General features: G+C 39.8%; 15 protein-coding genes. 10 read left to right on the top strand and 5 right to left on the bottom strand.

Annotated features, from left to right (window positions below):
- Window positions 1-80: 80 nt before the first annotated feature.
- From WG906_RS01490 to WG906_RS01470, 5 genes are all read right to left on the bottom strand, one after another.
- Window positions 81-1,634, bottom strand: a complete 1,554-nt coding sequence (locus WG906_RS01490; protein ID WP_339990743.1) for a SusD/RagB family nutrient-binding outer membrane lipoprotein — start codon at window positions 1,632-1,634, stop codon at window positions 81-83.
- Window positions 1,635-1,839: 205 nt separating this feature from the next.
- Window positions 1,840-5,283 (bottom strand): SusC/RagA family TonB-linked outer membrane protein, encoded by a 3,444-nt coding sequence (locus tag WG906_RS01485; RefSeq protein WP_431844457.1) that lies wholly within the window; start codon window positions 5,281-5,283, stop codon window positions 1,840-1,842.
- 236 nt (window positions 5,284-5,519) lie between these two features.
- Window positions 5,520-6,539 carry a FecR family protein gene (locus WG906_RS01480; protein ID WP_339990741.1) on the bottom strand — a complete coding sequence of 340 codons (1,020 nt, stop codon included), beginning with the start codon at window positions 6,537-6,539 and terminating at the stop codon, window positions 5,520-5,522.
- 281 nt (window positions 6,540-6,820) lie between these two features.
- A complete protein-coding gene (locus tag WG906_RS01475) occupies window positions 6,821-7,396 on the bottom strand; it encodes an RNA polymerase sigma factor (RefSeq protein ID WP_339990740.1) in 576 nt (191 codons plus the stop codon).
- A gap of 218 nt (window positions 7,397-7,614) precedes the next feature.
- Window positions 7,615-9,108: a calcineurin-like phosphoesterase C-terminal domain-containing protein gene (locus WG906_RS01470; protein WP_339990739.1), complete on the bottom strand. Its 1,494-nt coding sequence runs from the start codon at window positions 9,106-9,108 to the stop codon at window positions 7,615-7,617.
- A 305-nt stretch (window positions 9,109-9,413) separates the two neighbouring features.
- Between WG906_RS01470 and WG906_RS01465 the strand changes: the two genes are divergently transcribed.
- The 10 genes from WG906_RS01465 to WG906_RS01420 all read left to right on the top strand — a co-directional run bounded on the left by WG906_RS01465 (window position 9,414) and on the right by WG906_RS01420 (window position 26,309).
- On the top strand, window positions 9,414-10,262 hold the full coding sequence (locus WG906_RS01465; protein ID WP_339990738.1) for a choice-of-anchor I domain-containing protein: 849 nt from the start codon (window positions 9,414-9,416) through the stop codon (window positions 10,260-10,262).
- Entirely contained in the window at window positions 10,204-10,938 is a 735-nt protein-coding gene (locus tag WG906_RS01460; RefSeq protein WP_339990737.1) for a choice-of-anchor I domain-containing protein, read from the top strand. The genes WG906_RS01465 and WG906_RS01460 overlap by 59 nt, the downstream gene beginning before the upstream one ends.
- Window positions 10,939-11,331: 393 nt before the next feature.
- Window positions 11,332-12,957: a tetratricopeptide repeat protein gene (locus WG906_RS01455; protein WP_339990736.1), complete on the top strand. Its 1,626-nt coding sequence runs from the start codon at window positions 11,332-11,334 to the stop codon at window positions 12,955-12,957.
- Between the two features lie 462 nt (window positions 12,958-13,419).
- Complete coding sequence (locus tag WG906_RS01450; RefSeq protein ID WP_339990735.1) at window positions 13,420-16,443, top strand: TonB-dependent receptor; 3,024 nt, start codon at window positions 13,420-13,422, stop codon at window positions 16,441-16,443.
- A 170-nt stretch (window positions 16,444-16,613) separates the two neighbouring features.
- Window positions 16,614-18,455, top strand: coding sequence for a cytochrome-c peroxidase (locus WG906_RS01445; protein WP_339990734.1), 1,842 nt, complete (start codon window positions 16,614-16,616; stop codon window positions 18,453-18,455).
- A 1-nt stretch (window position 18,456) separates the two neighbouring features.
- Complete coding sequence (locus WG906_RS01440) at window positions 18,457-19,893, top strand: purple acid phosphatase family protein (protein ID WP_339990733.1); 1,437 nt, start codon at window positions 18,457-18,459, stop codon at window positions 19,891-19,893.
- A gap of 59 nt (window positions 19,894-19,952) precedes the next feature.
- On the top strand, window positions 19,953-20,993 hold the full coding sequence (locus tag WG906_RS01435) for a phytase (RefSeq protein WP_339990732.1): 1,041 nt from the start codon (window positions 19,953-19,955) through the stop codon (window positions 20,991-20,993).
- Between the two features lie 142 nt (window positions 20,994-21,135).
- On the top strand, window positions 21,136-22,347 hold the full coding sequence (locus WG906_RS01430; protein WP_339990731.1) for a helix-turn-helix domain-containing protein: 1,212 nt from the start codon (window positions 21,136-21,138) through the stop codon (window positions 22,345-22,347).
- Between the two features lie 156 nt (window positions 22,348-22,503).
- On the top strand, window positions 22,504-25,356 hold the full coding sequence (locus tag WG906_RS01425; RefSeq protein ID WP_339990730.1) for a TonB-dependent receptor: 2,853 nt from the start codon (window positions 22,504-22,506) through the stop codon (window positions 25,354-25,356).
- Between the two features lie 134 nt (window positions 25,357-25,490).
- A complete protein-coding gene (locus WG906_RS01420; protein ID WP_339990729.1) occupies window positions 25,491-26,309 on the top strand; it encodes a tyrosine-protein phosphatase in 819 nt (272 codons plus the stop codon).
- Window positions 26,310-26,390 lie beyond the last annotated feature (81 nt).

Here is a 26,390-nt window from a genome sequence, read left to right as displayed (position 1 = left end):
TTGTTTTTTATCGTAATGAAGTTCGCCCGGCTTCGTTCGGACGGGATGCAGGTTTCGTGATTTATAAGTTTATCAGTTTACTACGGTTTCTGCCACCAAATTCGCGTATTGATCTGATCTGGCCCTTGTATAGCTATAGTCGCATTATAGTTATCGCGGTTGGCCGTTTGAACAATAACAGGGTAGTATAAGCGTGCTGGCATAATGCCACCGTTTTCAAAGGTGGTCCCTGCCACGTTGATTGGGAGAGCCGGATGACCGGTACGACGATACTCGGCCCATTGTTCTGAATCTACCAGGAACAAGGCATAATACTTTTGCAGGTGAAGCGCCTCCATTTTATTTTCCAATGGCTGAGCATCCTCCCACAGAATGTCTGCATTAGTCATATAGCCGGATAAATTACCGGCTGGATAGGCCGGGATCCAATACTGGATCATGTCTAAAACCCCTTTATTATAGTATGTTGCCACCGAACCGCTTATCCATCCCTTTAAAACACCCTCGGCAAGGATAAAATCAACTTCAGCTACGTTCATGATAATGCCGGTGTATGGGTCAACCTGGAGGCTATGCCCAGCGTTTGCTGTACCGGTGCCCGGAACATTGTCGTAAGAATAAAACGAAGACAGACCAGCGCTTACACTGCCAGGACTAAATCCGCTTGGCACACCAATCAGGTTTCCTCCTACCGTACTTATACCCCAGCGGTTAACACCGTTTTTTCCATACGCCGCGCTATTTAAAACAGGGTGCCCCCAATCACGTAAGTTGTCAATAAAGAACTTTGATATGGCGCTCCTGAAATCAAGTCCGCGAATACTTGTATAAGGCGACGAGTACAAGGCGGTACTAGTGACGGAAGTGGTCCAAAGGAGTTTCGCACTGTCGCTATTGGAGTTCATGATCGGGTACTTGGCCGGATTGGTAACAATCTCTTTAAATTTGTCGACAACCGTTTCTGAAACTTCAGCCTTACCTGAAATACGAAGTAATAAGCGCAGATACAACGAGTTGCCGAGTTTGCGCCATTTCGCAATGTCGCCATTGAAAACCGGGTCGCTGCTCTCACTAATGGGGGTTCCGGCTGTTAACAGGGTATTTGCCTCTTCCAGTTTTTTGAACAAGTCGAGATAAATATCTTTTTGCCTGTCGAATTTAGGCTCTACAATTCCTTCTTTACCTTTGTTAGCCTCAGTGTAAGGAATATCGCCATAGGTATCTGTTAAAATGGAGAACGCATAAGCTTCGAGAATTCTTGAAATACCCATGAGCGAACTATTCTGGTACTCTGGCTGACTGGCCAGCGTATAGATATCCCTGACGTTAGTTAGCTCGGTGAACAAACCGTTCCAGGTATAATCGGCCCAGTTACGGCGAAAATCATACCGGTTTACTGTTCCCTCAGCATCGCTGAGGGATACCGATACCTGCATAAGCTCATTGTTGAATGTGCGCCCCCGCAGCATATTCACTGAAAGCAAATTCACCAGTGAGGGAGCCAAAAGCTGGGCGGGCGAGGTAGTTTTGTTACCGATCGGGTCGGTGTTAACTTCCGTGAAGTCTTCACACGAAGGCATAATGCTGCTGACAATTAAAGCAATACAGGTTAATTTTATCTTAATATTTTTCATTAGAATCTAATTGTTTTTAACTGAGATGAAGCCATCATGAGTTTTATTCATTGCGTTTGTGAGAGCAAACTCATGATGGTTTCATTAGAATATAATTTGTTTTAATGGCAATGAAGTCCGCCCGGCTTCGTTCGAAAGGGCTTGCATGAGCTTATTTATCTTAGTTTGTAAAAGGAAGCTCATGCAGGTTTCATTTTTTTATCTGTTAAAGACCCACAACTAGACGAAATCCGTAAGTGCGTGTTGATGGAAGTTGTCCGACCTCAAAACCTGTTACGATATCGTTACCAGATAATGAACCAAACTCAGGATCGAAAACAGGCCATGGCGACCAAATGTATAGGTTACGTCCAAAGCCACCGATAGTAACTTTTTTCAGTCCCATTCTCTCAACAAAACGCGTTGGTAACGAATAGTTCAGGTTCGCTTCACGGAACTTAACAAAGTCGGTGCTGTACATAGTACCTTCTGCATTATCGTAATAAACGGTTTTATAATATGCTGGAATATTTGTTGCAATCACATCGTTCGGACGGTAAGTTCCTTCGGAATCCAGCATAACTCCATTTCCAATAATACCATTGTATCGTCCGGGAAGAGTAAGAGCTGACTTTCCGTTTTCAGCTATACGGGCTAGTGAAAATGCATTGCCAACCGCACCGAACTGAGCGTCGAATAACGCACTTAAACTCACACTTTTGTAGCTGAATGTACTTCCAAGGCTGGTTTTAAATTTCGGGAGGGAGTTACCAAGATAAACCGGATCCGGAGCGATCAGTGGCATTCCATCTTTATAAACCATCTGCCCGTCGGGCGAACGAACGAATCCAAGCCCGTACATATCTCCAATACTGCCTCCAATGTTTGCAACAACCTGGGCGTTACCGATCGGGCTATTACGAAGAACTACCGAGCTGTCCAGCAACTCCTTAATCTCATTTCGGTTAGCAGAGAATGTAGCTGTGGCGGTCCACTTGAAAGCGTTTTTGCCCTTCACTTGGAGTGGAGTTCCGTTTATGCCGATTTCGATACCTTTATTATTGATTCGGCCGGCATTGATTACGGCACTCGCATAACCCGACGACCGGTCAACTACACGGCTAAGGATCTGGTTCTTTGTGTTTCCCGTGTATAAAGCAACGTCAACATTCAACCGGTTCTTAAACATCCGAACGTCTGTTCCTACCTCATAGGTAGTGGTCATGAGCGGTTTCAGGTTTAATGCCGGAAGGAGTGTGGGATTGGTTGTAGAGCCATTAGGATACAATCCGTTGTTAGCCGGTAAATAGTTATACGCAGTACGGTAAGGCACCGTACTGCCGCTACCTACCTGTGAATAGGATGCCCTTAACTTAACAAAATTGAAGGTTTTTGGGAGGTCCCAAAAATCTGACGGTATAAAGGCCATGTTAACCGATGGGTAAAAGAACCCGACATCCGCTGTCCGTAAAGGCGAAGCCAAAACGCTGCTCCAGTCCTGACGGCCGGTAACATCCACAAAGAGGTAGTCTTTATACGAGGCCGAAATCAACCCATATACGCTATTAAACCGGTATCTTGCAGTATCAGGCACTGAAATGATTGGATTTATGTTATTAGAGAGATCGTAAATGTTCGGCTCTTTCAAACCATCTGCCCGGCTCTCACCTTTCCTGTATTCGTTCTTTAGAATACTGCCTCCTCCGGTTACAGTCAGGTTAATATCCTTGTTGATCTCCCTGTCGTACTTTAGCAGAACATCAGTATTTTGCTCGTAGGTTGTAGCATCCTGAATACGGTATGAACCTTGTGCGAATTTTGCTCCGGCGGCATCATAAGGCCGCAGCTGCTCGGTTGCATTTTTGTTTAAATCGAGCGAGGTGCGCACTTGTGACATCAGTCCTTTTGCAAGCTGATACGAAAGCTGGATATTACCCAGAACTCCGTTACGACGCTGTGTGTTCAGATACTCGTAAGATATTGCATACGGCGACTCGAGTGTAGTGGTAGTGATATTAATAAACTTGGTATACTCCGACCCGTGGACCCAATAATCTTTGTAATAATTTGGATCTACGTTAGGTTGTGAAAAATATACCCAGTACATATAAGCCTGGTTACCAAAACCCGTGGTGGGCAGGTTGTCACTGTTTTTGTTATTGTAAGTAGCTTTAGCAGTAAGCGTCAGCTTTTTTGTGATCTTTGAATTAGCCGATAAAGCAACGGAAGTACGATCGTAGCCGGTATTTGGCGCAATCCACTCGTTTATATTGTGGTTTATAGCCAGGCGAAGATTCGTGTTTTTTACGTTGCCATCAAGGCTAGCTGAGTTACTGGTTTCGTACCCTGTTTTAAAAAAAGCATTTATCGGGTTAGCTTTAGCAACCCAGGGTGTACGGGTTAAGCCGGTAGCCTGAGTTGCCGGATCATACTGAAAATAAGACTGTCCGTCGAATTTCGGACCCCAGGCAGAACTTGTCGAATTGGTATTAGGTCCATCGGCTGATGCACCCCTCGAAAAATAAGCGGCGCCCCCAAGGCCCTGTCCATATTCCCTCTGCAACTCAGGTTTCCGGTTAATGTCTTCAAACGTTGTGTTATGAGTAAAATTGACGCCTAACGTTTTCCGTTTATTATTTCCTGATTTGGTTGTGATCAATATCGCACCATTGGCACCGCGTTGTCCGTAAAGTGCAGATGCCCCTGGTCCTTTCAGTACGGTTACACTCTCTATATCTTCGGGATTTATGTCGTTGATGGCGCTTCCATAATCCACCGGCATATTGTCGCCTGATACACCATAGACACCTCCTGATGGAGATCCTCTTCGGGCACTGCTGGCGCTGGCAACCACACCATCAATAACGATCAGCGCCTCGTTATCACCGGTAAGGTTATTCTCACCACGAAGGATGATCTTGTTTGAACCGCCCGGACCGCTATTACGAACAAGGTTTAAACCGGCAACTTTCCCGGATAGCGCGTCGGTCCAGTTACTGGAAACCGCATTTGTAAGCGCCGTGCTATCAATTGTAGATGTGGCGAAACCGAGCGATTTTTGCTCGCGTTTTAATCCTAAAGCAGTAGTAATAATAACCTCTTGTAATGCGAGGGCATCAGGTCTTAATCTGATATTTAAAATAGTACTTTTAGTTTCGTTAACCTCAACGCGCTGAAACCTTTCTGTATGGAAAGATATATAGTTTACTTCTACAGTGTAAATACCAGGCTCAACAATTAAGGAATAAGATCCATCAGCCTTTGTGATTACACTCCTGTTTAATTCAACTATTTTAACGGAGGCTCCGGGCAGGGGATCTCCCATTTCATCGGTAACTTTTCCCGACAATGTTCCGCTCGCATTTGCAATTATTAAAATGTTCTTTTCTCCTGCCAGCTTAAAGGTTAATTTCCTTCCCTTTAACAAAATATTAAGGGTTTCTGAAACCGTCCGCTCTGCTTTTGGAACCTTAATAATCGCCTGATCGTTAAGCTGAGCATTGTTATAATTAATAGAAGTACCGCTTAATTTTTCAATTTCTTCAAAGGCATTTTTCAGAGAGACGTTGCTGGCGCCCCAATTGATTTTTTGATTAATAACAGACTGGGCCCGAACACTTGAAAAAATAAAGGAGGGCTGCAGGATTACTAATGCCGTCAATATCAGCACTTTTAAAAAATTCGTTTGGATACATTTTTTCCGTCGAACGTGTATTTTCATTTTTGTTGTTCTTTTAAGTAGCAATGAAGAAGTTTGCCTCATGATATTTTTGACGCACGTTCTGACTTTTCATATATTTACTTTGTTTTATACTTATTTAACGATGGGTGAAAAACTTTTTTGAAAGAGCCGTGGCCGTTCCAGCAGCCGCGGTTTTTTTAATTGAAACCTAATACATATTCCTCCTATTTGCAGTTTTTATTGTTAATGATTAATTGATTCTGTTGTATGGTGTAAGTACAGCCTGATAGTTGCGCGAATATCTCCATAAGCTGGTTAAGCGGCAGGTAATCAAATTTTGCTGTAAATCTGGATGATGAATTTTCCGGATTCGATAGAACCACCTTTACATCGTACCATCGCTCCAAAGTGCGGCCGATTTCCTCTAATGAATTGTTGTTAAAAACGATCCTGTCATCTTTCCATGAAGTAATATTTGCTGCATCCAGGGTATTAAAGGAGAAATCGCCTGTTATTGTATTGATATCGAGCTGCTGATCCGGAAAGAGATATTGCAAAAATTTTCTATTTCCTTCACGTTTTATACTTACCCCAACTTTACCCGATTGTACAGTTACAGCAACCCTGTTATCTCCCTTGAAAGCTGTTACATTGAAGCTGGTTCCCAATACCGTGGTATTTACTTTCCCGCTCTGCACAATAAAGGGCCTTTCTTTATCGTGAACAACTTCAAAAAAAGCTTCCCCTTCCAAAAAAACCTCACGTGTATCTCCGCTAAAAGCTTTAGGATAGCGCAATTTGCTAGCCCCATTTAGATAGACAATCGAACTATCCGGGAGGGTAATACGCGACCGTTTTCCGTTTTGATTGTTAAACTCTGTATAAACCGGACGCGATTCTTTTACTTTAAATGAATTCCTGTAGAAAAGGAGAGAAGTAACAGATGTCAGCAAGATAATAGCAGCATAAGCCAGCCATGAATATGAAGGCTTAAATGAAACGGGAGAGTTTGTATTGCTTTCTTCCGTCAGTACGTGCCGGCTTATCCTATCCCAAACCTTTTGTTGTAAAACCGGCTCCTTAAAATAATATTTTGATGATTCTAGTATCTGTAGATGTTCCCTGAAATGATCCAGGTTTTCTGAGCTGCATTCTATCCATTCTGTGAGCTCGGAAAAGCCCTCATCACTGATCCTTTTTTCAAAATAATCAATTATAAGCTTTTGGTAGTGTTCTTCTTCCATTAAGTACGTCCTTCACTGGTAAAGACAGTTTATTAAAGGGCGAATACGTAGTGAGCTCAGTTAAGCTTCTGTTAAGAAATTATTAGGGAAAGTCAGCTGGAAAGAATGGTGTGGAGGGTCAGGATGCTGATCACCCTGATTCTCATTCAGATGAGAGTGGGGAAGGGGGGCATTCATACATTGTGTCAGAATTGTACTGAAAATCTTTTTACCTTTTTGCAGGAAAAAAGATGTAATGCACCAACCTGATTTAAAAAGATAATGATCGAACAGATCAGAAACTAAGTAAGAGATTTCCCTGAATTGGAAATAAGATAACGAAGTTCTTTTAAGGCAGTATACAGCGTAGTTTCAACTGTTCGTATAGAAATCCCCAGAATGAGGGCTATTTTTGATTTTTCGAAACCGTCTATAAGGCTCATTAAAAAAATTTCTCTCTGCCTTGCGGGAAGAGTGTCAATAATTTTTAGAATTGCATCATATGACTCACGATTCTTCATGATTTGGAATGGAGATTCCTCATGATACAGTACTTCGTGGTAATCCTCTATGGATTCTACATAGCTAATCGGTAATATTTTCTTTTTCAGGCAGTTAATTGCCATGTTCCTTGCGGAAACGAACAGGTAATTTTTTATATCAGAAATATTGTAGTTTTCTCTGTTATCCCAGATTTTAATAAATAAATCAGCAATAAGCTCCTCCGTTAAGGCCTCGTCTTTAATATAAATACTTACAAACTTGCATAAACTACTATAGTACTTTTTGAATAAAGCATTGAGTGCCAACGAATCATTTTTTTTGATTAATTGTAATAACTCTTTGTCAGTCAATCTGATAAGATCCTTTTCAGTCATGCGGCGAAATTAAAGTGTTAACATTAGTTCAATGTTAAGCTAATGGGTATAAAAAACTTTTGTCGTCAGAGAATTATCAGAGGGGCGGGCGGTCAATCGTAATCCGCCAGCCTCAAAGCAAATACGAATCTGTAACTAGAACGCCAGCTGTAGCCTGAACTAATAACGGTTCGAGATTTGCCCTTGGACTTCGTAGCGGCATCTTTCGACAGACCATCTTATGAGTTGAGGGCCAGCCTTTCTGTATAAACATTTCCGAAAGGATCAGTAGCAGTAACCTTTAGTGATTTCACTGCAGATTCTGGTTTAATAAAGAAAAGATGATCCGTAAGGGTGGGTTCCACAAAGCCGCGGGGCTTTGGCTTTTCGACACCGGCAAACAGCTCGAATGCCCAGGGGTCTAAAGCAGTTCGTTGATGTGGTGTGCCCATTAATTTCTCATCAGCAAACCATTCAATTTTCCAGTTCTTATCGTAGTTCCAAATATTTACACAAACCTCTTCAGGGAAGTCTTTGTGTCTGCCCACAGGGTATATTCTTAATTGATGGGTTTTAGGTTTACCTGTCGATTTATAATACCAGCTGAGTTTATCACCATCTACCTCATACACGCCATAACCGCCAGGGGTTCCGTCGCTACAAATCGGACCGGTCCACCATGCTCCGCAAACTGTACCATGGTTATGTTCAGTCATATTACCATCTACCCAAACTTCATTAAAATGAGTATGGCCAGACATAAAATGAACCGTAAAAGGTTTTAATATATCGTATAAGCGCTGACGGTTAATTACCACTCCTCCAAGTTCAGGTTCTGTTTCTTTGTTACGTGCACGTTGTCCCGTATTGCTTGGTATATGCAAACTTACTACTACTGTAGAACCAGCCGGCAATTGTTTAATATCCTGTTCCAGCCACTGCAACTGATTCTCGGTGATATATCCCATGTAACGTTTTTCAACTCCCATGGCAAACACATCATCTAACACGACGTAATGAATTTTACCACGGTTGTATGAATAATAGGTAGGTCCGAAATGTTGTTTAAAAGTTTCAGCAGATTTCTCGTCTGAACGGGCCTCAAGGTCCATGTCGTGATTACCAATTACATTAAAGAACGGAATGCCGCTAATGCTGATGGCTTTTTCGTAATCGGGAAACAAATTGAACCTATCCCATACCAGATCACCGCAACCTATGCCATGCATCGGCATATCGTTTCCGTAAGAATCAACCAAAGCTTTAAGGTCGGGAGCAGATTGAGTGAGTAATAAATCAGCATCCTTTTTATTCTGTATCTGGGTGTCGGCCCAAACTACAAAAACATGCTTATCATCATTAACGTTAAGTTTTTTTAATTCAAAATCCGCACTGAAACTGTTTTTTGAATGATCAATGGTTTTGAAAAACTGTGTAATGCTGTTTTTATGAGGAAATTCATATCCCGAGGGCAGAGAGATATAAACAAATTGAGTGGTTTTGTTGCTCAATAATTCATAATTCCCATTTGCCGAGGTTCTTACACTATTAATTCCGTCTGTCACTGCAACTCCTGGAATACCTTTTCCGGAAGAACTAATACGTCCTTTTAGAACAGTTGTTGAAAGATTTTTTACGGTTGACTCAAGTTCAGATGCTTTTGTTATACTAACAGGTGCCGCGATAGCTGCTCCCAGTATCCCTACGTTTTTTAAGAAATCTCTTCTAATCATTCTTTGCTGAATTGTATAGTTTTAATTCGGGCAAAGGTATTTTGGCTGTATTAATCAGGTACTAAGGCAATATTAACATTAAAAGATAATTGAAAAGGTTTATTAAGGACGTGTAAAGTCTGGCAGACTTAGTGCCTTGTCTTTGGAGTAAGGAGAGGAAAAGGAAAATCAAAGCTCAGCGATAGAACTCTTAATACTAATATAACAATACATGAGGTATTGTAAATCCACCATTATTGTTGTGTTAACATTTTTCTAAATGAAGATTATACATGATATCGCAATTACCTTCGAAATAAAAATGTATGAAATCTTTTAAATCATTACTGTTTATTATTTATATCATAACGGTTCTGCCGGCTTGTAAAAAAGAGAAGGATGGACCTATTGAAGAATTGATCATTCCGGAGAATCCGGCGACCTTTAAAGAAGTTTCGACCATCACTCTTGGAACTACTGGTGCAGCAGAAATTTCAGCATATGATCCTTTGACAAAAAGGCTGTTTGTTGTAAATAACGCAGTAAGTTCAAAGGTAGATGTGATAGATATAAGTCAATTACCAGTTATCTCCAAAATTCAAACTCTTGATTTCTCTTCTACCAGTGGTGTAGCAAATAGTGTTGCAGTGTCAAATGGCTTACTGGCAGTAGCATTGGAAGCCACTGTTAAAACAGATAACGGAAGCGTTGCGATTATTAATACCACTACTCTTTCCGAAACTAAACGTATTACTGTGGGTGCCTTGCCCGATATGGTAACATTCAGTCCGGATGGCAAGTACATTGTAACAGCAAATGAAGGTGAGCCTAATGCTGATTATTCTGTTGATCCTGTTGGTTCAGTTTCAATTATAGATATTAAAAACAATTACTCAGTAAAAACCCTGGACTTTTCAGCTTTTGAATCTTCTCTTACGATGTTAAAAGCCGGAGGATTCAGAGTTTATGGGTTAAATGCCACCATGGCGAAAGATGTTGAGCCTGAATATGTAGCGATTTCTGCCAATTCAAAAAGGGCATGGGTGACCTTGCAGGAAAATAATGCAATTGCTGAAATTGACCTGAGTTCAGGTGCTATTTATCAGAGTTTTACCTTTGGGGGTAAAAGATATAAGCCTGGCGGCGAATGCATTCGACGTAAGCGACAAGGATAGCAAAATAGAACTCAGTACCTGGCCTATAAAAGCTTTTTACCTGCCTGATGCTATATCAATGTTTACTGTGAATGATAACTCATACCTTGCTTTAGCAAATGAAGGCAATACACGTGATTATGGTGCTGCTTTTAATGAAGAAGTTAAAGTGTCGGCATTGACATTAGATCCGCTGCGTTTTCCAACTGCGGCCGTGCTAAAATTAGATGCCAATTTAGGTCGTCTTGTGGTTTCAAAGTATAATGGCGATACTGATGGAGATGGCGATTACGACGATTTGTACACCACAGGTGGAAGAAGCATTACTATTTTGAATGCGAGTAACGGCCAATTAGTTGCCGAGATAGGGAAGGACCTTGAACAGCGTGTAATTGCCGCGAATAAATATGATGATACCCGTTCGGATAATAAGGGAGTCGAAGTTGAAGCGGTTACTGTATCTAAAGTGAATGGTCAGATGATAGCTTTTATCGGCATGGAGCGGGCAGATATGATAGCTGTTTATGATGTGAGCGTTCCTTCGAACCCGGTATTCTTACAATTGTTCTCCACCGGTGATGCACCAGAGGGGCTGTTATATATTAAACCTCAGGACAGTCCTAACGGCAGAAGTATTCTGGTGGTTTCCAGCGAAGGCGATGGAACAGTAAAGCTATATCAGCCCGATAAGATTTAATCAAAATTCTTCCCCTTAAGGGTTACAAAAAGCGCAGTTTTCACATACGAAGACTGTGCTTTTTCATTTTAGGACAAAAAGCAGGAAAATCTGATGGTCCGTGAACACTTGGGATTAAGGGATTGAGAGGAAAAGTAAGGGGAATAAATATTATGCATAGATGTTAGATAATTTCAAGAGGGAAAACTCTGTATCTCTCACCCCTCTTGATTTGTTAACGATGCGACAATAGTTTGGTGAAGAACCTCTAACCCCGTGTAAAAAATTCTTATTGACGGATAAAAACAGGTGGGTTGCTCTTTATTCTGATATGTTTATTCATGTAAAAAACACGGTTTGTTAAATTTCACTTAATATTCAACCAGTATCTTTATCTCATATGATTGTGCATCAATGATTGAGATTTTGTCGGGTTTGACCGTTAGTTTACAATCTTTCCTAAGAATTCTCATTATTACATTTTTCTTATTGCCTCAACAGGTATCCTCGAGGCAAACGGATGATAATTCTGACAATAGGGTTAAATCCAAGCCGGACTCTGTATTTATTAAAATTAAAAGAATGCTGGATGTTGCCTTAGCGAGGAAGGATGTTAAGCAAGTCGGTGTTTATTATAAGCACATGGCGGAAATACTGTATAAGGAGGGCGCCATTGTACAAGCTTTAGAATATTATTTGAGGGCGTACAATTTGTTTAAGGAAGAAAACGACCTGTTAAATTTAGCCGAAACTCAAAATAGAATAGGTATCATTCACTTTCAAAGTCAGCGATATTCTCACTCTTTGGCGAACTTGAAACAAGCTCTTGGCATTTTTAAAAAACTAAAACATACAAACGGCATTGCTGATGCTTATTCTTCCATTGGGACTGTTTATCAAAGAAAGCATCTTGATGATAGTTCCTCTTATTTTCTAAACCTCGCCTTAAATGAATTAAAAAAGATGAAGAAGGGTTCGGAGACAATAAGGGTTTATGAAAGAATGGGCAGTATTTATGAGGACCTTAAAGATTTCGACAATGCACTAAAAAACTTCTTGTCTGCCCAAAGTCTCCACATTAAAAATAATACAGTTATAACACCAGGTTTACTAAATAATATTGGTGATGTCTACAGGAAAAAGGGCAATTACGAAGAAGCTTTAACTTATAGCAAAAAAGCGGAACAACGGGCACTTGTAATAAATGATGTGCGTCAGTTAAGCAGCGCTCATCGTGATTTAGCAAAAACTTTCGCAGCCTTAGGCAACTACGATAGTGCATATTATTATAGTGAAAAGGCACGTTATTCCTACGCCCGAACATTCAATCAGGAAAACAATGAGCAACTCTATCTATTGCAAACCCTCTTTGATATTCAGCAAAAAGATAACGAGATATCTGTATTAGAAAATGAGCGGAACCGGAATAGAATTCTTTCAATATCGATGACAATTATCGGATTGCTTGTAGGATTTTTAGGCTTTAGCATTATAAGCAGACAGCGGTTAAAAATGCAAAACGAGAGAAGGCTCCATCAATCTGATCAAAAGTCCATGCAGCTTGAACTCAACAACAAACATTTGCTGGAAGAGAGCCTGAAAGACGAGTTAGAATTAAAAAGCCGGGAGTTAACCAGTCATACCTTGCATATTATTCAAAAGAACCAGTTCCTTGACGAATTGAAAAACCAGATCGCCAGGATAATTAAAGACGATAAGCGGGATCAAAGAAAAGAATTAAAACAACTTATAAACCTGATTAACTTAAACAGCAATCAGGATAAAAACTGGGAGGATTTTCGAACTGTCTTCGAAAATGTTCATCGAAACTTTTTTGAAAAATTAAATCAGCATTCATCTTCATTAACAGCTACCGACCTTCGATTTTTGGCTTTAGTAAAAATGAACCTGAGTTCATCCGACATCGCGACTATGCTTGGAGTTTCACCTGATAGCTTGCGCACCACCCGATATCGAATTAGAAAAAAGCTGCAACTACCGGAAGAAGGCAGCCTCCACAATTTCATTCAGGGGATCTAACGTCGCAAAGCCCTGTTTTTCAATTTAAGATCTTCAACGGTAGCTATTATTTTTTTAATCAGTTGTTGCAATCCGATTTAGTTGAATTTGCAGTACTCCCTTCAGGATTGTATTACTCAAGTCATCAATCCATCAGCTGTAAGGCTAATATCAGGCATTTTCAAACTTTATACTTATTGGCAATGTGCTTTATTGAAATAGTAAAGAATTAATCGATTCTTTAATGAATTGGTAATATAAACTTAATGGCTGTGAAAGTATTCGTAACCAATTGGCTACTAGTTGATTGAAGTATTTATTTAGCTCTTGTAGACGCCTTGTATACGCATTTCAATACCCTGTAGATGATTTGCCACTGTCAAAAATTTTCTCTTTCATTTTTCCATGTAACCTTTGTCACAACAAAAAAAATAACGAGCAAAACACTCAAGTACAATTAAATCGAAAAGAAAAATTAGAATCATGGGAAAAGTTTACAATCGTTTAGACGGGTTATTAAACGTAGTTAAAAAATCATTACTACTGTTGGCCTTGTTTCTTTCTGCCAGTGTCAGTGCACAAATTAATTCACAGACTAATCCTGCACAAAAGATTAGTGATGGACAATCAAATGATGCGGTAGCAGCCATTTTGGGTAAAGTAACTGATAAGCAAACTGGCGAGGGTCTTATCGGTGTTAGTCTGGCTTTAAAAGGAACACCATTGAGAGCAGTAACCAATATGGAAGGTGTGTTTAGATTTTCTAAACTGCCTGTCGGCAATCAAACTTTAATAGTTTCTTACCTTGGGTACAAAACAAAATCTGTAGACATTAATTCCGAATCAAGTCGGGACTTAAATATTACTCTCGAATCAAGTGCAACAAGTCTTGGACAGGTTACTATTACCGGATTAAGAAGAAGTCAGATAACGAGTATCAATCAAAAAAAGCAGGCACTAAATGTTTCCGAAGTTATTACGGCTAATGAAGCTGGCAGATTGCCAGATATAAATGTAGCCGAAGCTACTCAACGGGTATCAGGCGTATCCATCGAAACCGATCGCGGAGAAGGACAGTTCGTATCCATCAGGGGTATCCAACCTTCCTTAAACAATGTTACTTTAAATAATACCACTTTAGCATCTACCAGAGATAGCCGGGCCACAGGTCTGGATCTTCTACCAACGGAAATTATTTCAAGCATCGAAGTAGTAAAAACAACTACTCCGGACATGGAAGGTAATGCCATTGGAGGAACCATTAATGTCAACACCCTCTCGGCTTTTGATAAGTCCAAGCCCTTTGTAAACATTGCGGTAGATGGTCTGATTCAAACCCAGCAGGTAGATTTAAGTGGCTTTGATAATACAAGAGCTCCTTTTAGAGGTGCTGTTACAGCCGGTAAGAAATTCGGTAAATCTGAAAAGTTTGGAGTAGTTGGGTCGGCCAACTTCTTCAGAAGGGATTTCAGCGCATCAATTTTGGATCCGGATGGCTGGGAATTCAGCAACTATTTCTATCCAAATGAGATTGAACTTCAAATAGAAGATATTGAAAGAGACCGTTTGGGCCTTTCGGCAGATTTTGAGTACAGACCTAGCAAAAACAGCTCAATATATCTTAAAACACTTTACACCAGAACTAAAGAAGTTGCACTAAACTCTGAATTTGAGATGACGCTGCAAACAAGTTCAGCCGTCGTACCTACAGATCAAACTGCGACGTCAGGTAGATTTGCCAGAGGTTCCGGCGAGTTAGATCAGGCGTTTACAGACGAAATTGAGAATCTGTACAGCTACTCCCTGGGTACTAAAAACCATTTTGGAAAGTGGGACCTAAATGTATACGGAACATTTTCTAAAGCAAAAACATTCTTAGATAATTTCGATGCTACATTTGAAAATCCAACAGCAACCGAGCCGTCTTTATCATCAACGTATAACACAGCGCCATTTTTCTTCGAGATCAACCCAGATAATACTTCTGTAGCCAGCGATCCGGAGATTTATAAATTGAGAGCCCTGAATTTTACTGATGGGCTCTTGAATGAGAATATTTACGAAGTGAGTTCCGATTTTAAATACGACACTAATTTAGGTAAGGCACATGCATTTATTAAATTTGGTGGCAGATACAGAGACCGCGCAAAGGTATCTGACCGCAGCAGAGATTCTTATGATCTAAGCTACGGTGGCGTAACCGTACCACACGCGAATGGCTATTCACTTACGCCTTTCCATTTTCCTGTTTCTGTGCCTGCACAGGGCGGAGCAACTCCATTTGTTCATGGTAACGTAAATAAATTTAAAGCTTTCGTTGATGATCCCACTAACATAAACAACACATCAAAGCTGGTTTTTGATAAACTGGTAACTGATCAACAATTGGGGCTGAATGATTTTACAAATAATGAAACAGTAACCGCAGGATATGTGATGGGAGTGCTTGATTTTAAAAAGCTTTCTATTATTACTGGCGTAAGAGTTGAAAATACTGGTACCAGGTCTGAAAATGCTAGTGTGTCTACATTTAAAGGAAGTGCTAATCTAAGTACTACAGTAGCAAAAAATAATTATACCAACTTTTTACCTTCAGTTCAATTAAAATATAACGCTACTAAGAATGTAATCACCAGAGCTTCGTGGACAAATACGATCGGAAGACCAAATTATTCTGATTTATCTGGTGCTACTAATCTAAATTATTCTGAAGGACCTCCACAAGCAGGTAGTACACTGCCAACATATACTGGTTCGGTTTCTCTGGCAAATCCAGGTTTGAAACCATACGCTTCGTCAAACCTTGACCTTGCCCTGGAATATTATATTCCGAACGGTGGTATTATAGCAATTGGTGGTTTCTATAAACGTATATTAAATCAGATTTATCGGAAGTCAATTGTTAGAGGCTTAGCAGCAGATGGTCAAAACTTTAATTATGAAGGAACTGATTTCAATAGGTTGACGTTTTCACAAACTTTGAACGCCGGACCCGCAGACCTTTATGGTATGGAATTTACTTACGATCAGGCACTTACGTTTTTGCCGGGAATGTTAAATGGTTTGGGGCTGTCCGCAAATTTTGCGATAATTGATTCTAAAGTCGAGATTGAGAATCGTCCGAATGAAAAACTGCCCCTTTTCAGACAGGCTAATAGCGTTTATAACGGATCTTTATACTATCAGAAGAAGGGTGTTGAGCTACGTTTTGCTACCAGCCATAGAAGTGACTTTTTAATTCAAACCGCAAACCCCGAAGCCGCTAATGTTATAAGAGCTGTAGAGGCAGGTTTCTCCGTGAAAGATTTTGACAGATACGAAGCGGCCAGAACAACTTATGATGTGTCAGGAAAATATATGTTCCCAAATAAGAAGCTTAGTATTTCTGCGCAAGTAAGAAACTTATCAAACGCGCCTGAACAAGGCTACCAGGGTGCAACCAATCGTTACGATCGTCACGATCTAACAGGAAGAAGTTTCTTCTTAGGTATGGCTTTAAATCTGTAAAACTTATTAATTCTTAATAACAGCAATAGCCAATAATGGGCTATTGCTGTTTTTTAAGCTTCTCTCCCCGATAAAATTCAAATGGAAAAATTATCGTTCATTGCCGGGCTCTTATTTATACTGTAAAAAGATTGCATCATAACACAATACCTAAGTATTGATAATATCACATGCGAACTAAGATTTTTATTCTTTCTGTAGTGTTGGGCTTTGTATTGCTATCATTCAGATTTAGCCATCACAAAAAAAGCGCTATCGGGGTTGACGCAACCTTGGGGTTCTACACAAAGGAAGCATCTTTATTTGTGAATGCTCTCGAAAATCTGAATACAGCTATACAGCAAATTGATGCAGACAGCGCCAGCATTTTAAAAGCCAGACAAGCTTTAATAACATGCAGGCTAAAATATAAGCGCATAGAATTTTTTACTTCCTATTTCTTTCCCAGCGAAACCCGTTTTTATAATGCTGCCCCAAAGTTTGAAGTAGAGGAGCCAACACTCGAGTTAGTTGAACCCATGGGATTACAGCAAATTGAGACACTGCTGTTTGAGCCCAATGTGCTCGCGAATAAAGCTGCATTACTTGCTCACTCGGAGGTATTAATATCTTCTGCAAAGGTACTTCCAACCTTACTTTACGGGTTTGAAGCAAATGATATGCAGATCCTTGAGAGCATAAGGCTTCAACTGATTAGAATGTCTGTTTTATCAATTTCTGGTTATGATGCCCCCTTGCTCAGGTCGGGAATAGTAGAGGTAGCCGAATCTACAGAAGCATTGAAAGAGGTTTTAAAGCCGTACTTAGCTTCATCTTCTGAAGAAAGTAAGCGAGTTAATGGCTTGCTGACCGGCTCATTGAAATATCTGAAAGCCCATCCTGACTTTGATTCATTCAACAGAATGGAATACCTGACGAGGTTCGCATTGCCGCTTCAAAAGCATTTCGCTGCGTTTGTAAAAGAGCAAAATCTTGAGTTGAATACTACAGCATTTTTAAATTATAATTCCGATCATATTTACAGCCCCAATGCGATAAAATCCTTTATAAATAATGGATCTGATAGCTCAGCTCATATAGCACTCGTAACACTTGGAGAAAAACTATTTTTTGATAAATCCCTTTCAGGAAATTTAGCAGTTAGTTGTGCCAGTTGTCATCAGCCCGACAAGTACTTTGCCGATTTGTTGCCACGAAGTCCCTCTCTGATTCCTGATTCAACTCTGAAGCGCAATACGCCGACACTTCTTTATGCAGGAAGACAACACGCGCAGTTTTGGGAAGGCAGCGCAAAAGATTTAGCAAGTCAAATTCATACCGTTATTATGAATCCTCTTGAAATGAAGGGTTCGCCGGAAAATCTTTATAGGAATATCTTTTCAAAAAAAACCTATCAGCAACTTGGCTCTGCTTCTTTTCCTGATAAAAAACCAGAGAGCATGGGAATGACCGAAGTTACATCAGCAATCGCAGCTTTTGTAAATGAGTTAAATCCAATGAATTCTGCTTTCGACAAGTATATAAGCGGGGACGTTAATGCCATGGACACAAATCAAATTAAAGGATTTAACCTTTTTATGGGAAAGGCGCAATGCGGAACCTGTCATTTTCCGCCCTATTTTAATTCTTTATTACCACCATTATATGATCTTTCTGAAGTGGAAGTTCTGGGGACGGCAGAAACAGAGAACTTTAAATTAGCTGTTTTAGATAACGACCTCGGGAGATATAATGTCTTTCGCATCCGCTATTACGATAGAGCTTTCAAAACTCCGACGGTTAGAAACGCAGCCAGGACCGCCCCTTATATGCACAATGGCTCAATATCCTCATTAAACAAAGTAGTAGAATTTTATAATCTGGGAGGAGGTAAAGGCCTAGGATTAGATGTTCCTGAGCAAACACTTTCTGCGACACAATTAAACTTATCCGAAAGAGAAATCAAAGATCTTATCTCCTTTATCGAATCACTTACGGATTCTCCAAATAAAACTTACAAACAACAAAATTGATATGAAACCAATAAACATTCTATTTTTTTTCCTAATCCTTAGTCCATTTGCAGTTTTGTCGCAAAACACGCCTGTTAAGCCAGCTGCTAAAGCAAGACGCGCCTTAATGGGAGTTCAGGCAGATCTGCTGCGTGGCCCTTATCTTCAAATGGCTACTCCTACAAGTATGACCATTAGATGGCGAACCAATGTATACGATAGAAGCAGGGTAAAATACGGTTTAAGCAGTGATAATTTAAGTATGAGAACTGACGATTCTACACTGGTTAACGAACATATTATTACTCTAACAGGACTAAAGCCTTTTACTAAATATTATTACACGGTGGGGAACTTGGCAGATACAACCCTGCAGGGTAATGATGAGAATTATTTCTATACTTTCCCCGAAAAAGACAGCGAACAGCTGATTCGAATTGCAGGCTTTGGAGATTGCGGAAACAATTCTCTGAACCAGAGGACTGTTAAAAGCCAGGTACTAAAATATCTTGGGAACAATCATTTAAATGCCTGGATATTAATGGGAGATAACGCTTACTCTGATGGTACCGACGCGGAGTTTCAGGCTAAATTTTTCAATATTTATAAAGATGATTTATTGAAGAAGTACCCTTTATATCCCGTTCCCGGAAATCATGATTATCACGATTTTCATTCCGCATCTGCAACAGATCAGAATAAAATGGCCTATTATCAGAACTTCTCAGTACCTACCAAAGGAGAAGCGGGAGGAGTGCCATCCAATACAGAATCCTATTATTCCTATGATATTGGCAATGTGCATTTCCTTGCCCTGGATTCTTATGGTCCGGATAGTAAAGGTCTGCATATGTACGACGAAATGAGTGAGCAGGTAGAATGGGTAAAGAAAGATCTGAAAGCAAACAAAAGTAAATGGGTTGTAGCCTACTGGCATCACCCCCCGTATACGATGGGCTCTCATGATTCTGATAAAGAGTCTTTGCTGGTAAAAATCAGAGAACACTTTCTTAAAACTATCGAAGAATATGGCGTAGACCTGGTGCTTTGCGGCCATAGTCATGTATACGAGCGTACAAAACTTATTAAAGGTTATTACGGTATGGAATCAGATTTCGATTCTAAAAAACATGAGATAAGCAATTCTACAGCGTTATTCGATGGCAGTAAAAACTCTGCGCCTTATATAAAAAGTAAAAAAGACAATCAGGGAACCGTTTATGTGGTTAGCGGATCTGCAGGGGCATTAGGGGGGCATAAACCCACTTATCCCCATAATGCCATGTTTTATTCAAACAATGAGGTGGGAGGTGTTGTGATGCTTGAGGTTCAGGGTAACAGATTGGACTTGAAATGGGTTTGTTCGAACGGAAAGATAGGTGATCATTTCACTATGATGAAAGATGTCGAGAAAAACGACTTGAAAGTGCTAAAACAAGACAAAAAAGTAACAAGATAATTAAGCCTGGCAATAATGTAGCGGTCTGGAGTTTTCGCCGACCGCTTTGATTTTCAAATATGCGAACCCTTACATTTTTATTAATTCCTATTTGTTTACTCTCCTGCCAAGAAAAGCTGGCTCGGGTAGCTGAAAATGCATTAAAGCCTTCTGTGATTACTGAAGTAGCCTCTCATGATACAGATGATCCGGCAATATGGATTAATCGGAAGAACGCAACGAATAGTCTTATCGTAGGCACAGATAAAGACAGCGATGGTGCCTTGTATTTGTATGATTTGAATGGGAAGGTCATTAAGAAATCGATTGGGCTAAAAAGACCAAATAACGTGGATATTGCTTACGGTATGATGATTAAGGGATTATCAACCGCCATTGCCGTGACAACAGAAAGGGAAAGTAATAAGATCAGGATCTTTTCCATGCCCGATTTAACGCCAATCGATAACGGAGGTATTGAAGTATTTACTGACGAAACAGAACGTGGTCCAATGGGCGTAGCACTTTATACCCGACCGTCGGACAAAAAGATTTTTGCAATTGTGGGCAGGAAGTCCGGACCTAAAGAAAACTATTTATGGCAATACGAACTTGTTCCAAATTTCAACGGAAGTGTTAGTGCCCGGTTAATTAGAAAGTTTGGCTCTTACAGCGGCACCAAGGAAATAGAAGCTATTGCAGTTGATAATCAGATGGGGTATGTGTACTATTCGGACGAAGGTGTTGGAATTCGTAAATATTATGCAGACCCGGCAAAAAAGGATAATAAGCAACTGGCTCTCTTTGGCGATAAAGACTTCAAGGAAGATAACGAGGGCATTTCAATTTATCAGACTTCAGATAGTACGGGTTATATCCTGGTATCTAATCAGCAAATTAACAGCTTTATGGTTTATAAACGTGAGGGAGATGAAAAGAACCCGAATGGTCATAAATTAATAAAAGAAATACCATTTTCGACAATAGAAAGTGATGGTTCGGATGTTACAAATTTTAATTTGGGAGGTAAATTTCCTAAAGGGATGTTTGTTGCAATGAGTAACGGTAAGGTTTTTCACTATTATGATTGGAGAGATATCGAATCGTTTTTATTGAATTAACCTGAGGCTGTTCAGACAGGTTAGAACGGATTTAAAAGAGGTGGAATTTTTTAAATAGAGACATATACATTTGGTGTAGTATTCTATAACTAGATAAACTTAGCTTAACCATAGCTTAATAGCCGGAATCTATCTTTACTGCATGGATTATGTAATAATTATAGGGGTATTTCAAGCGTTGTTGGCATTAAGCTTGTTTGTTGTTTATAAACGCAGACGACCGGCGGAAAAGATTCTCACACTGCTTCTGATCTGCATTTTTACACATCTCTCTCTGAAATTTGTAATATATACACTAAGTGAAGTAGCTGTATTTAAATCAGGTTTTAATACTTTTATAGATTTAGCGTATGCCCCTTTATTTTGGATGTACGCCAGTAAGATAAAAGACCATAAATTCAAAACAAATAAGCATTTATACCTTTTACTGCCTGCTTCTTTAGCAGCAATTGTATATCTGTATATTTTGTATTGTGTTTTGTCCGGATCACATGCTTTTAAAACTCTAACTTTTATATATAATTACACAACAAACTATCTAATCAGTGTTTCAATGATCATTCTTCCGCTCCTTAGCTATGCTAAAGCTAAAAACCTTTCGGGTTTCTGGCAAGCGGAAGGAATACTTATAAAAAGGGTATCTGCTCTGTTCGTTTTGTTTGGGGGGATTTGTTTGTCATTAAATCTTATAACCACATTCAAAATCTTTGACTTTACTTCTTCACACTTTATAGCTAGAATAATATGTTACAGCATCCTGTCAAGCATCTGTCTTCTTATCCTTTATTATAAAATATATTTCACTCTTGAAAACACTTCGGGAATGCTTGATTTTGCTGATATCAAAAACGACGCTCATGTCGATGTGGAAAATAATGAAGATAATCCTGAAGGAATAAAACAATTAAGCCAGAGCGGCATTGAAATAAAGAAAACTTTCCTCCATCCGGAGCGCCAGGCGGCGATTATTGAAGAAGTTCATCGCCTAATGCAGATAAAAAAAGTTTATTCCGATCCGGAGCTGAGCCTGGATAAACTATCGGCGATATCTAAAATACCACGCCATCATTTATCGGAAGCATTTAACCAATACCTTGGCAAATCTTTTTATCAGGTGGTAAACGAGTTTAGAATTAATGAGGTAATACGTTTATTAGATGAATATAAGAGACGAGAGCTTCATCCCAATATCTTAGTTATTGCCTACGAATCGGGATTTAATTCAAAATCTACCTTCAATAATTATTTCAGGAAAATTACTGGTAACACTCCATCGTCCTACTTAAAAAAGACCGGGAATAATAATCAGGTTGGCACTGATACGGTAGCTGATCGGTATGAATTAATAAGCTAACTATTTGTTAATAATTGCATAACTAACATAACTTACTGTAAATCAGTGACGATGCGTGCGAAATAATAAAATCTATGGTAAAAAAAGTCCGGGTTAGCTGAGCCGGACGACTGCAAACAATCCTACCCCCAACTTTGCAAAAAAATATTATTCGTTATGCACCAGATTATTACCAGCAAACTATTTAAAATCGCGTTATGTTTAGTTCTATACCTTCCTTTAACCTTGCAGGCTCAGGTAATTAAGGGGTCAGTTACAGGGAGCGATGGTTTCTTACCCGGTGTAAATATATTAACACCGGCACTCAAAAAAAACACTGCTACAGATCTAAGCGGATCATTCACCCTAAATATTCAAACAACCGGAAGGGTTTCCATCCTGATTGATTATATAGGATATGAATCTAAGAGAATAGATTTAGACCTAAAACAGGGTGTTAATGATGTGGGAGTTATTCAATTACTTCCGGCTGCAAACACGCTTGGCGCAGTAACCATCAATGGCACAATGGCTCCGTCACAAGCTAAAGCGTATAATATAAAAAAGAATTCCTTAGCGGTTATTGATGTAATCGCTGCAGATGCTATCGGTAAATTGCCAGACCGTAACGCTGCGGAAGCGGTTCAGCGCATGCAGGGAGTAGCTGTTGCCCGCTATCATGGTGAAGCCGATCAGGCGACCGTTCGGGGGACTCCTTTTGCATGGACATCGACCCTGTTTAACGGAACGCGCCTGCCTAGTTCTAATGTTCTGGGAAACAGGTCATCAGTTTTGGATGCGGTCCCTTCAGAAATTATACAATATGTGCAGGTTGCAAAGGCCTTAACACCCGACTGGGAGGGAGATGCTATTGGAGGGGCTATCAATTTTATTACACGAACAGCTCCTGTAAAACGACAATTCAATATTAGTGGCGCCGGGGGGTATAACACATTTTCTCAAAACGGAACATACAATGCTTCAGGTGTTTATGGCGACCGCTTCTTTAAGAATAAACTTGGAGTAATTCTAGCTGGCGCCATCTGGGACAGGCAATGGGGTACAGATAGTTATGATGTTAATTACAATACCGGCTTAGCAAATCCCGTACAACAACGGTCGATTAACACTGTGATGTTTAAGCGGTATATGGGTAAAAGACAAACGTACGGTGCGAATCTGGGATTGGAATACAAGTTTAATGTATCCAACAAATTACTGTTCAGAGGTTTAATGGATAAATTTAATGATATACGCCCGGTGTATGAATCATATGTTGATTATACCAATAGCAGATATCAGTATAACTACAGGTATTCCCATTATCAGACAAAATTAAACGGCGCCGAATTGGGTGGCGAACATCAGTTAACTAGCAACATTAAACTGGATTGGACCGCAAGTAACTATCTTAGTAATTATTTCTTGGAAACCCCGTCCACGAATTCTTCTAACGGACTTCCCATTTCAACATTCAGGCAGAAAATTAACGGCGGGTTTAATAATCTTTCATCTGATGGAAAAAGATATTGGGAATTTGATTCTCCTGACGCTATTGGCGGAACACCAACAAGTTTTGATGCGGGATTAAAAAATCCCTCAGAAGTAATGGATGATAGTAAGCTTATGTTACAACAGCTTGTAATTGCTCAATTAGATACCAAAGAGGAGGACAGAACCGCTCAGATAAATACCAAAATAAACGTTTCTTCAACTTTAAATTTAAAGTTTGGTGGGAAATACCGTCATAAATTTCGCCGAAACACTTATGGTTCAAACTTAGTATTTGCCCCGGGAACTAATTCGCCTGCAATGTCCTTAAACCAGCTCGACAGAGGAGATTTTCCTGAAGGCGATGGCTATTTCAAAGGAATGAATGGGTCGTATAACCAATATATCGTCAATCCTGTCAGCAAACAACAATTGTTTAACTTATACAGTCCTGAATCAATCAGCAATAATGGATTCAGAGAGCTAACGTCAGCAACTAATGCAACCAGTTTGTATAGCGGTACTGAGGAGGTAGCCGCCGCATATATCATGGCTGAATTTGATTTCACTGAGAAGCTGAAGTTTGTAGGCGGCTTTAGAAATGAATTTACCCAGATGGACCTTAATGGTTCAAAAGCGGTAACTGCAGGAACACCGGCACAAACTACCATAACACCCGCGGAGGTTAACACGAGCTATAATGCCTTCCTGCCAATGTTTCATTTAAAGTATGCTGTAAATAAAAATTCAAATATCCGGGCCGCATATACCAGAACCTTTGTAAGGCCTAATTTCAATGACATGACTCCTGGCCAGTCTATTGATAATACCCGAAACCCTATTACTTTAACAAAAGGTAATACTGATTTAAAACCAACTTTTTCTAACAATCTGGATTTAATGGGTGAGCATTACTTTAATAATATCGGATTATTATCGGGAGGAGTTTTTTATAAAAACATTAAAAACGCGGTCTTTACTGATAAAACCTTTTATACCTCAGAAGGTGATAACTATGTACTGACACAGGCGAAAAATATTAAAGACGGTTCTCTGTTTGGATTTGAAGCGGGCATAAATAAACGTCTTGATTTTCTAAAAGGAATTTGGAGTGGCTTGGGAGTAGAGTTTAATTACACTTATATAAATAGTGAAATTGAAATTCCCCGCACAACAGCTACCGCAAGTTTCCTGGATAAAACAAGTTTGCCTAACCAATCAAAAAATTTATACAATGCTATTCTTTTTTATGAAAGGAGTGGCTTGATGCTCCGTCTGGCAGGAAACTACCGGGGAAAATCAGTAGAGAGTATCAATCAGCAATTAGGCCCTGACTTCTACATCTGGACAGATAAAAACTTTACTCTTGATGCTTCGGCCACAGTTAGTATTAATAAAAAGATGAAAGCCTTTGCGGAATTTAATAATCTTACAGACGAACCGCTAAGAACCTATATGGGCGACAGAAGGCGAGTTACCATGACAGAATGGTACGGCTCCCGAGGTCAAATAGGTTTAAGATGGAATATTATTCCTTAATTCTCCAACATTCGGATTATTTCAAAAAAAAGAACAAGCATAATCACGAGTGTGCTAGTTCAACTAAATGCATTCACAGCAGCTGGTATAGACAATTTATGTGAGTACCAGCGTCACAAACTTAAAAATACGTTATGTTAAAAAAAATTATCTTATCAGCAATCATTTCGCTACCTCTAATTTCAAACGCTCAATTAGCCGACAGTACCAAACGGTTGGTACATGTAAAGGGAGCTGCTAATTTCAGAGACGTCGGCGGTTATAAAACCATTGATGGAAAAGAAGTAAAATGGGGAAAAGTGTTTCGCAGTGCGGATATCAGCAACTTAACAACAAGTGATTTGGATACACTGAGAGAAAGAAATATAGTGTCAGTTGTAGATTTCCGTGGCACAAAGGAAGCGGCTGCAGCGCCAGATAAATTACCTGTGGGCGTGGAATACATTCATTGTCCGGCAGGGAGTGAAAGTCTCCCTTCCAAAGAAGAATGGGCAAAGCAAATTGAAAAAGGCGATATGCTGACGAACTTTTATGGCGCTCCAAATGTGCAATATTTCGGTGGTAGAAACAAAGCGCTGTTTCAAAAGCTTTTGGTATTGCCTGATACGTCAGCTCTCTTATATCATTGTACTGGCGGAAGGGACAGAACCGGCATGGCAACAGCTTTATTTTTATATGCTCTTGGCGTACCTATGAATAAAATTGAAGAAGACTTCGTTGCATCTAATGTATACTTAGAATCCCGGAATAGTAAGATGATGTCGCAAATGGCCAGTGTAAACGGATTAACTAACGAGCAGTGGAAAAAAATGATGGCGTTAAGACCAGAGTTGCTTAGAACTTTCTTTGCCGCCCTTTCTAATGAATACGGTACTCCCGAAAAATTCATGGAAAAGGAGTTAGGAATAGGAAAAAAGGAGATTAAACAATTAAAGGTTAAATACACCTATTAGTTTAATGTGAAAACACAAGGAGGCGTTTTGCTCCTTGTGTTTTACCCCAATATCATAAACAGGAATTATGGAGCTGAATTT

It is taken from the genome of Pedobacter superstes, from assembly GCF_037622515.1.
Taxonomy (GTDB): Bacteria; Bacteroidota; Bacteroidia; order Sphingobacteriales; family Sphingobacteriaceae; genus Paradesertivirga; species Paradesertivirga superstes.
This window is presented reverse-complemented; position numbering and strand designations above follow the sequence as displayed.

Bases quoted from the DNA above. Each gene is read 5' to 3' on its own strand.
- WG906_RS01455 (WP_339990736.1), top strand. From the start codon at position 11,332: ATGATTGAGATTTTGTCGGGTTTGACCGTTAGTTTACAATCTTTCCTA.
- WG906_RS01480 (WP_339990741.1), bottom strand. From the start codon at position 6,539: ATGGAAGAAGAACACTACCAAAAGCTTATAATTGATTATTTTGAAAAA.
- WG906_RS01465 (WP_339990738.1), top strand. From the start codon at position 9,414: ATGAAATCTTTTAAATCATTACTGTTTATTATTTATATCATAACGGTT.
- WG906_RS01450 (WP_339990735.1), top strand. From the start codon at position 13,420: ATGGGAAAAGTTTACAATCGTTTAGACGGGTTATTAAACGTAGTTAAA.
- WG906_RS01425 (WP_339990730.1), top strand. From the start codon at position 22,504: ATGCACCAGATTATTACCAGCAAACTATTTAAAATCGCGTTATGTTTA.
- WG906_RS01490 (WP_339990743.1), bottom strand. From the start codon at position 1,634: ATGAAAAATATTAAGATAAAATTAACCTGTATTGCTTTAATTGTCAGC.
- WG906_RS01445 (WP_339990734.1), top strand. From the start codon at position 16,614: ATGCGAACTAAGATTTTTATTCTTTCTGTAGTGTTGGGCTTTGTATTG.
- WG906_RS01430 (WP_339990731.1), top strand. From the start codon at position 21,136: ATGGATTATGTAATAATTATAGGGGTATTTCAAGCGTTGTTGGCATTA.
- WG906_RS01470 (WP_339990739.1), bottom strand. From the start codon at position 9,108: ATGATTAGAAGAGATTTCTTAAAAAACGTAGGGATACTGGGAGCAGCT.
- WG906_RS01440 (WP_339990733.1), top strand. From the start codon at position 18,457: ATGAAACCAATAAACATTCTATTTTTTTTCCTAATCCTTAGTCCATTT.
- WG906_RS01475 (WP_339990740.1), bottom strand. From the start codon at position 7,396: ATGACTGAAAAGGATCTTATCAGATTGACTGACAAAGAGTTATTACAA.
- WG906_RS01435 (WP_339990732.1), top strand. From the start codon at position 19,953: ATGCGAACCCTTACATTTTTATTAATTCCTATTTGTTTACTCTCCTGC.
- WG906_RS01420 (WP_339990729.1), top strand. From the start codon at position 25,491: ATGTTAAAAAAAATTATCTTATCAGCAATCATTTCGCTACCTCTAATT.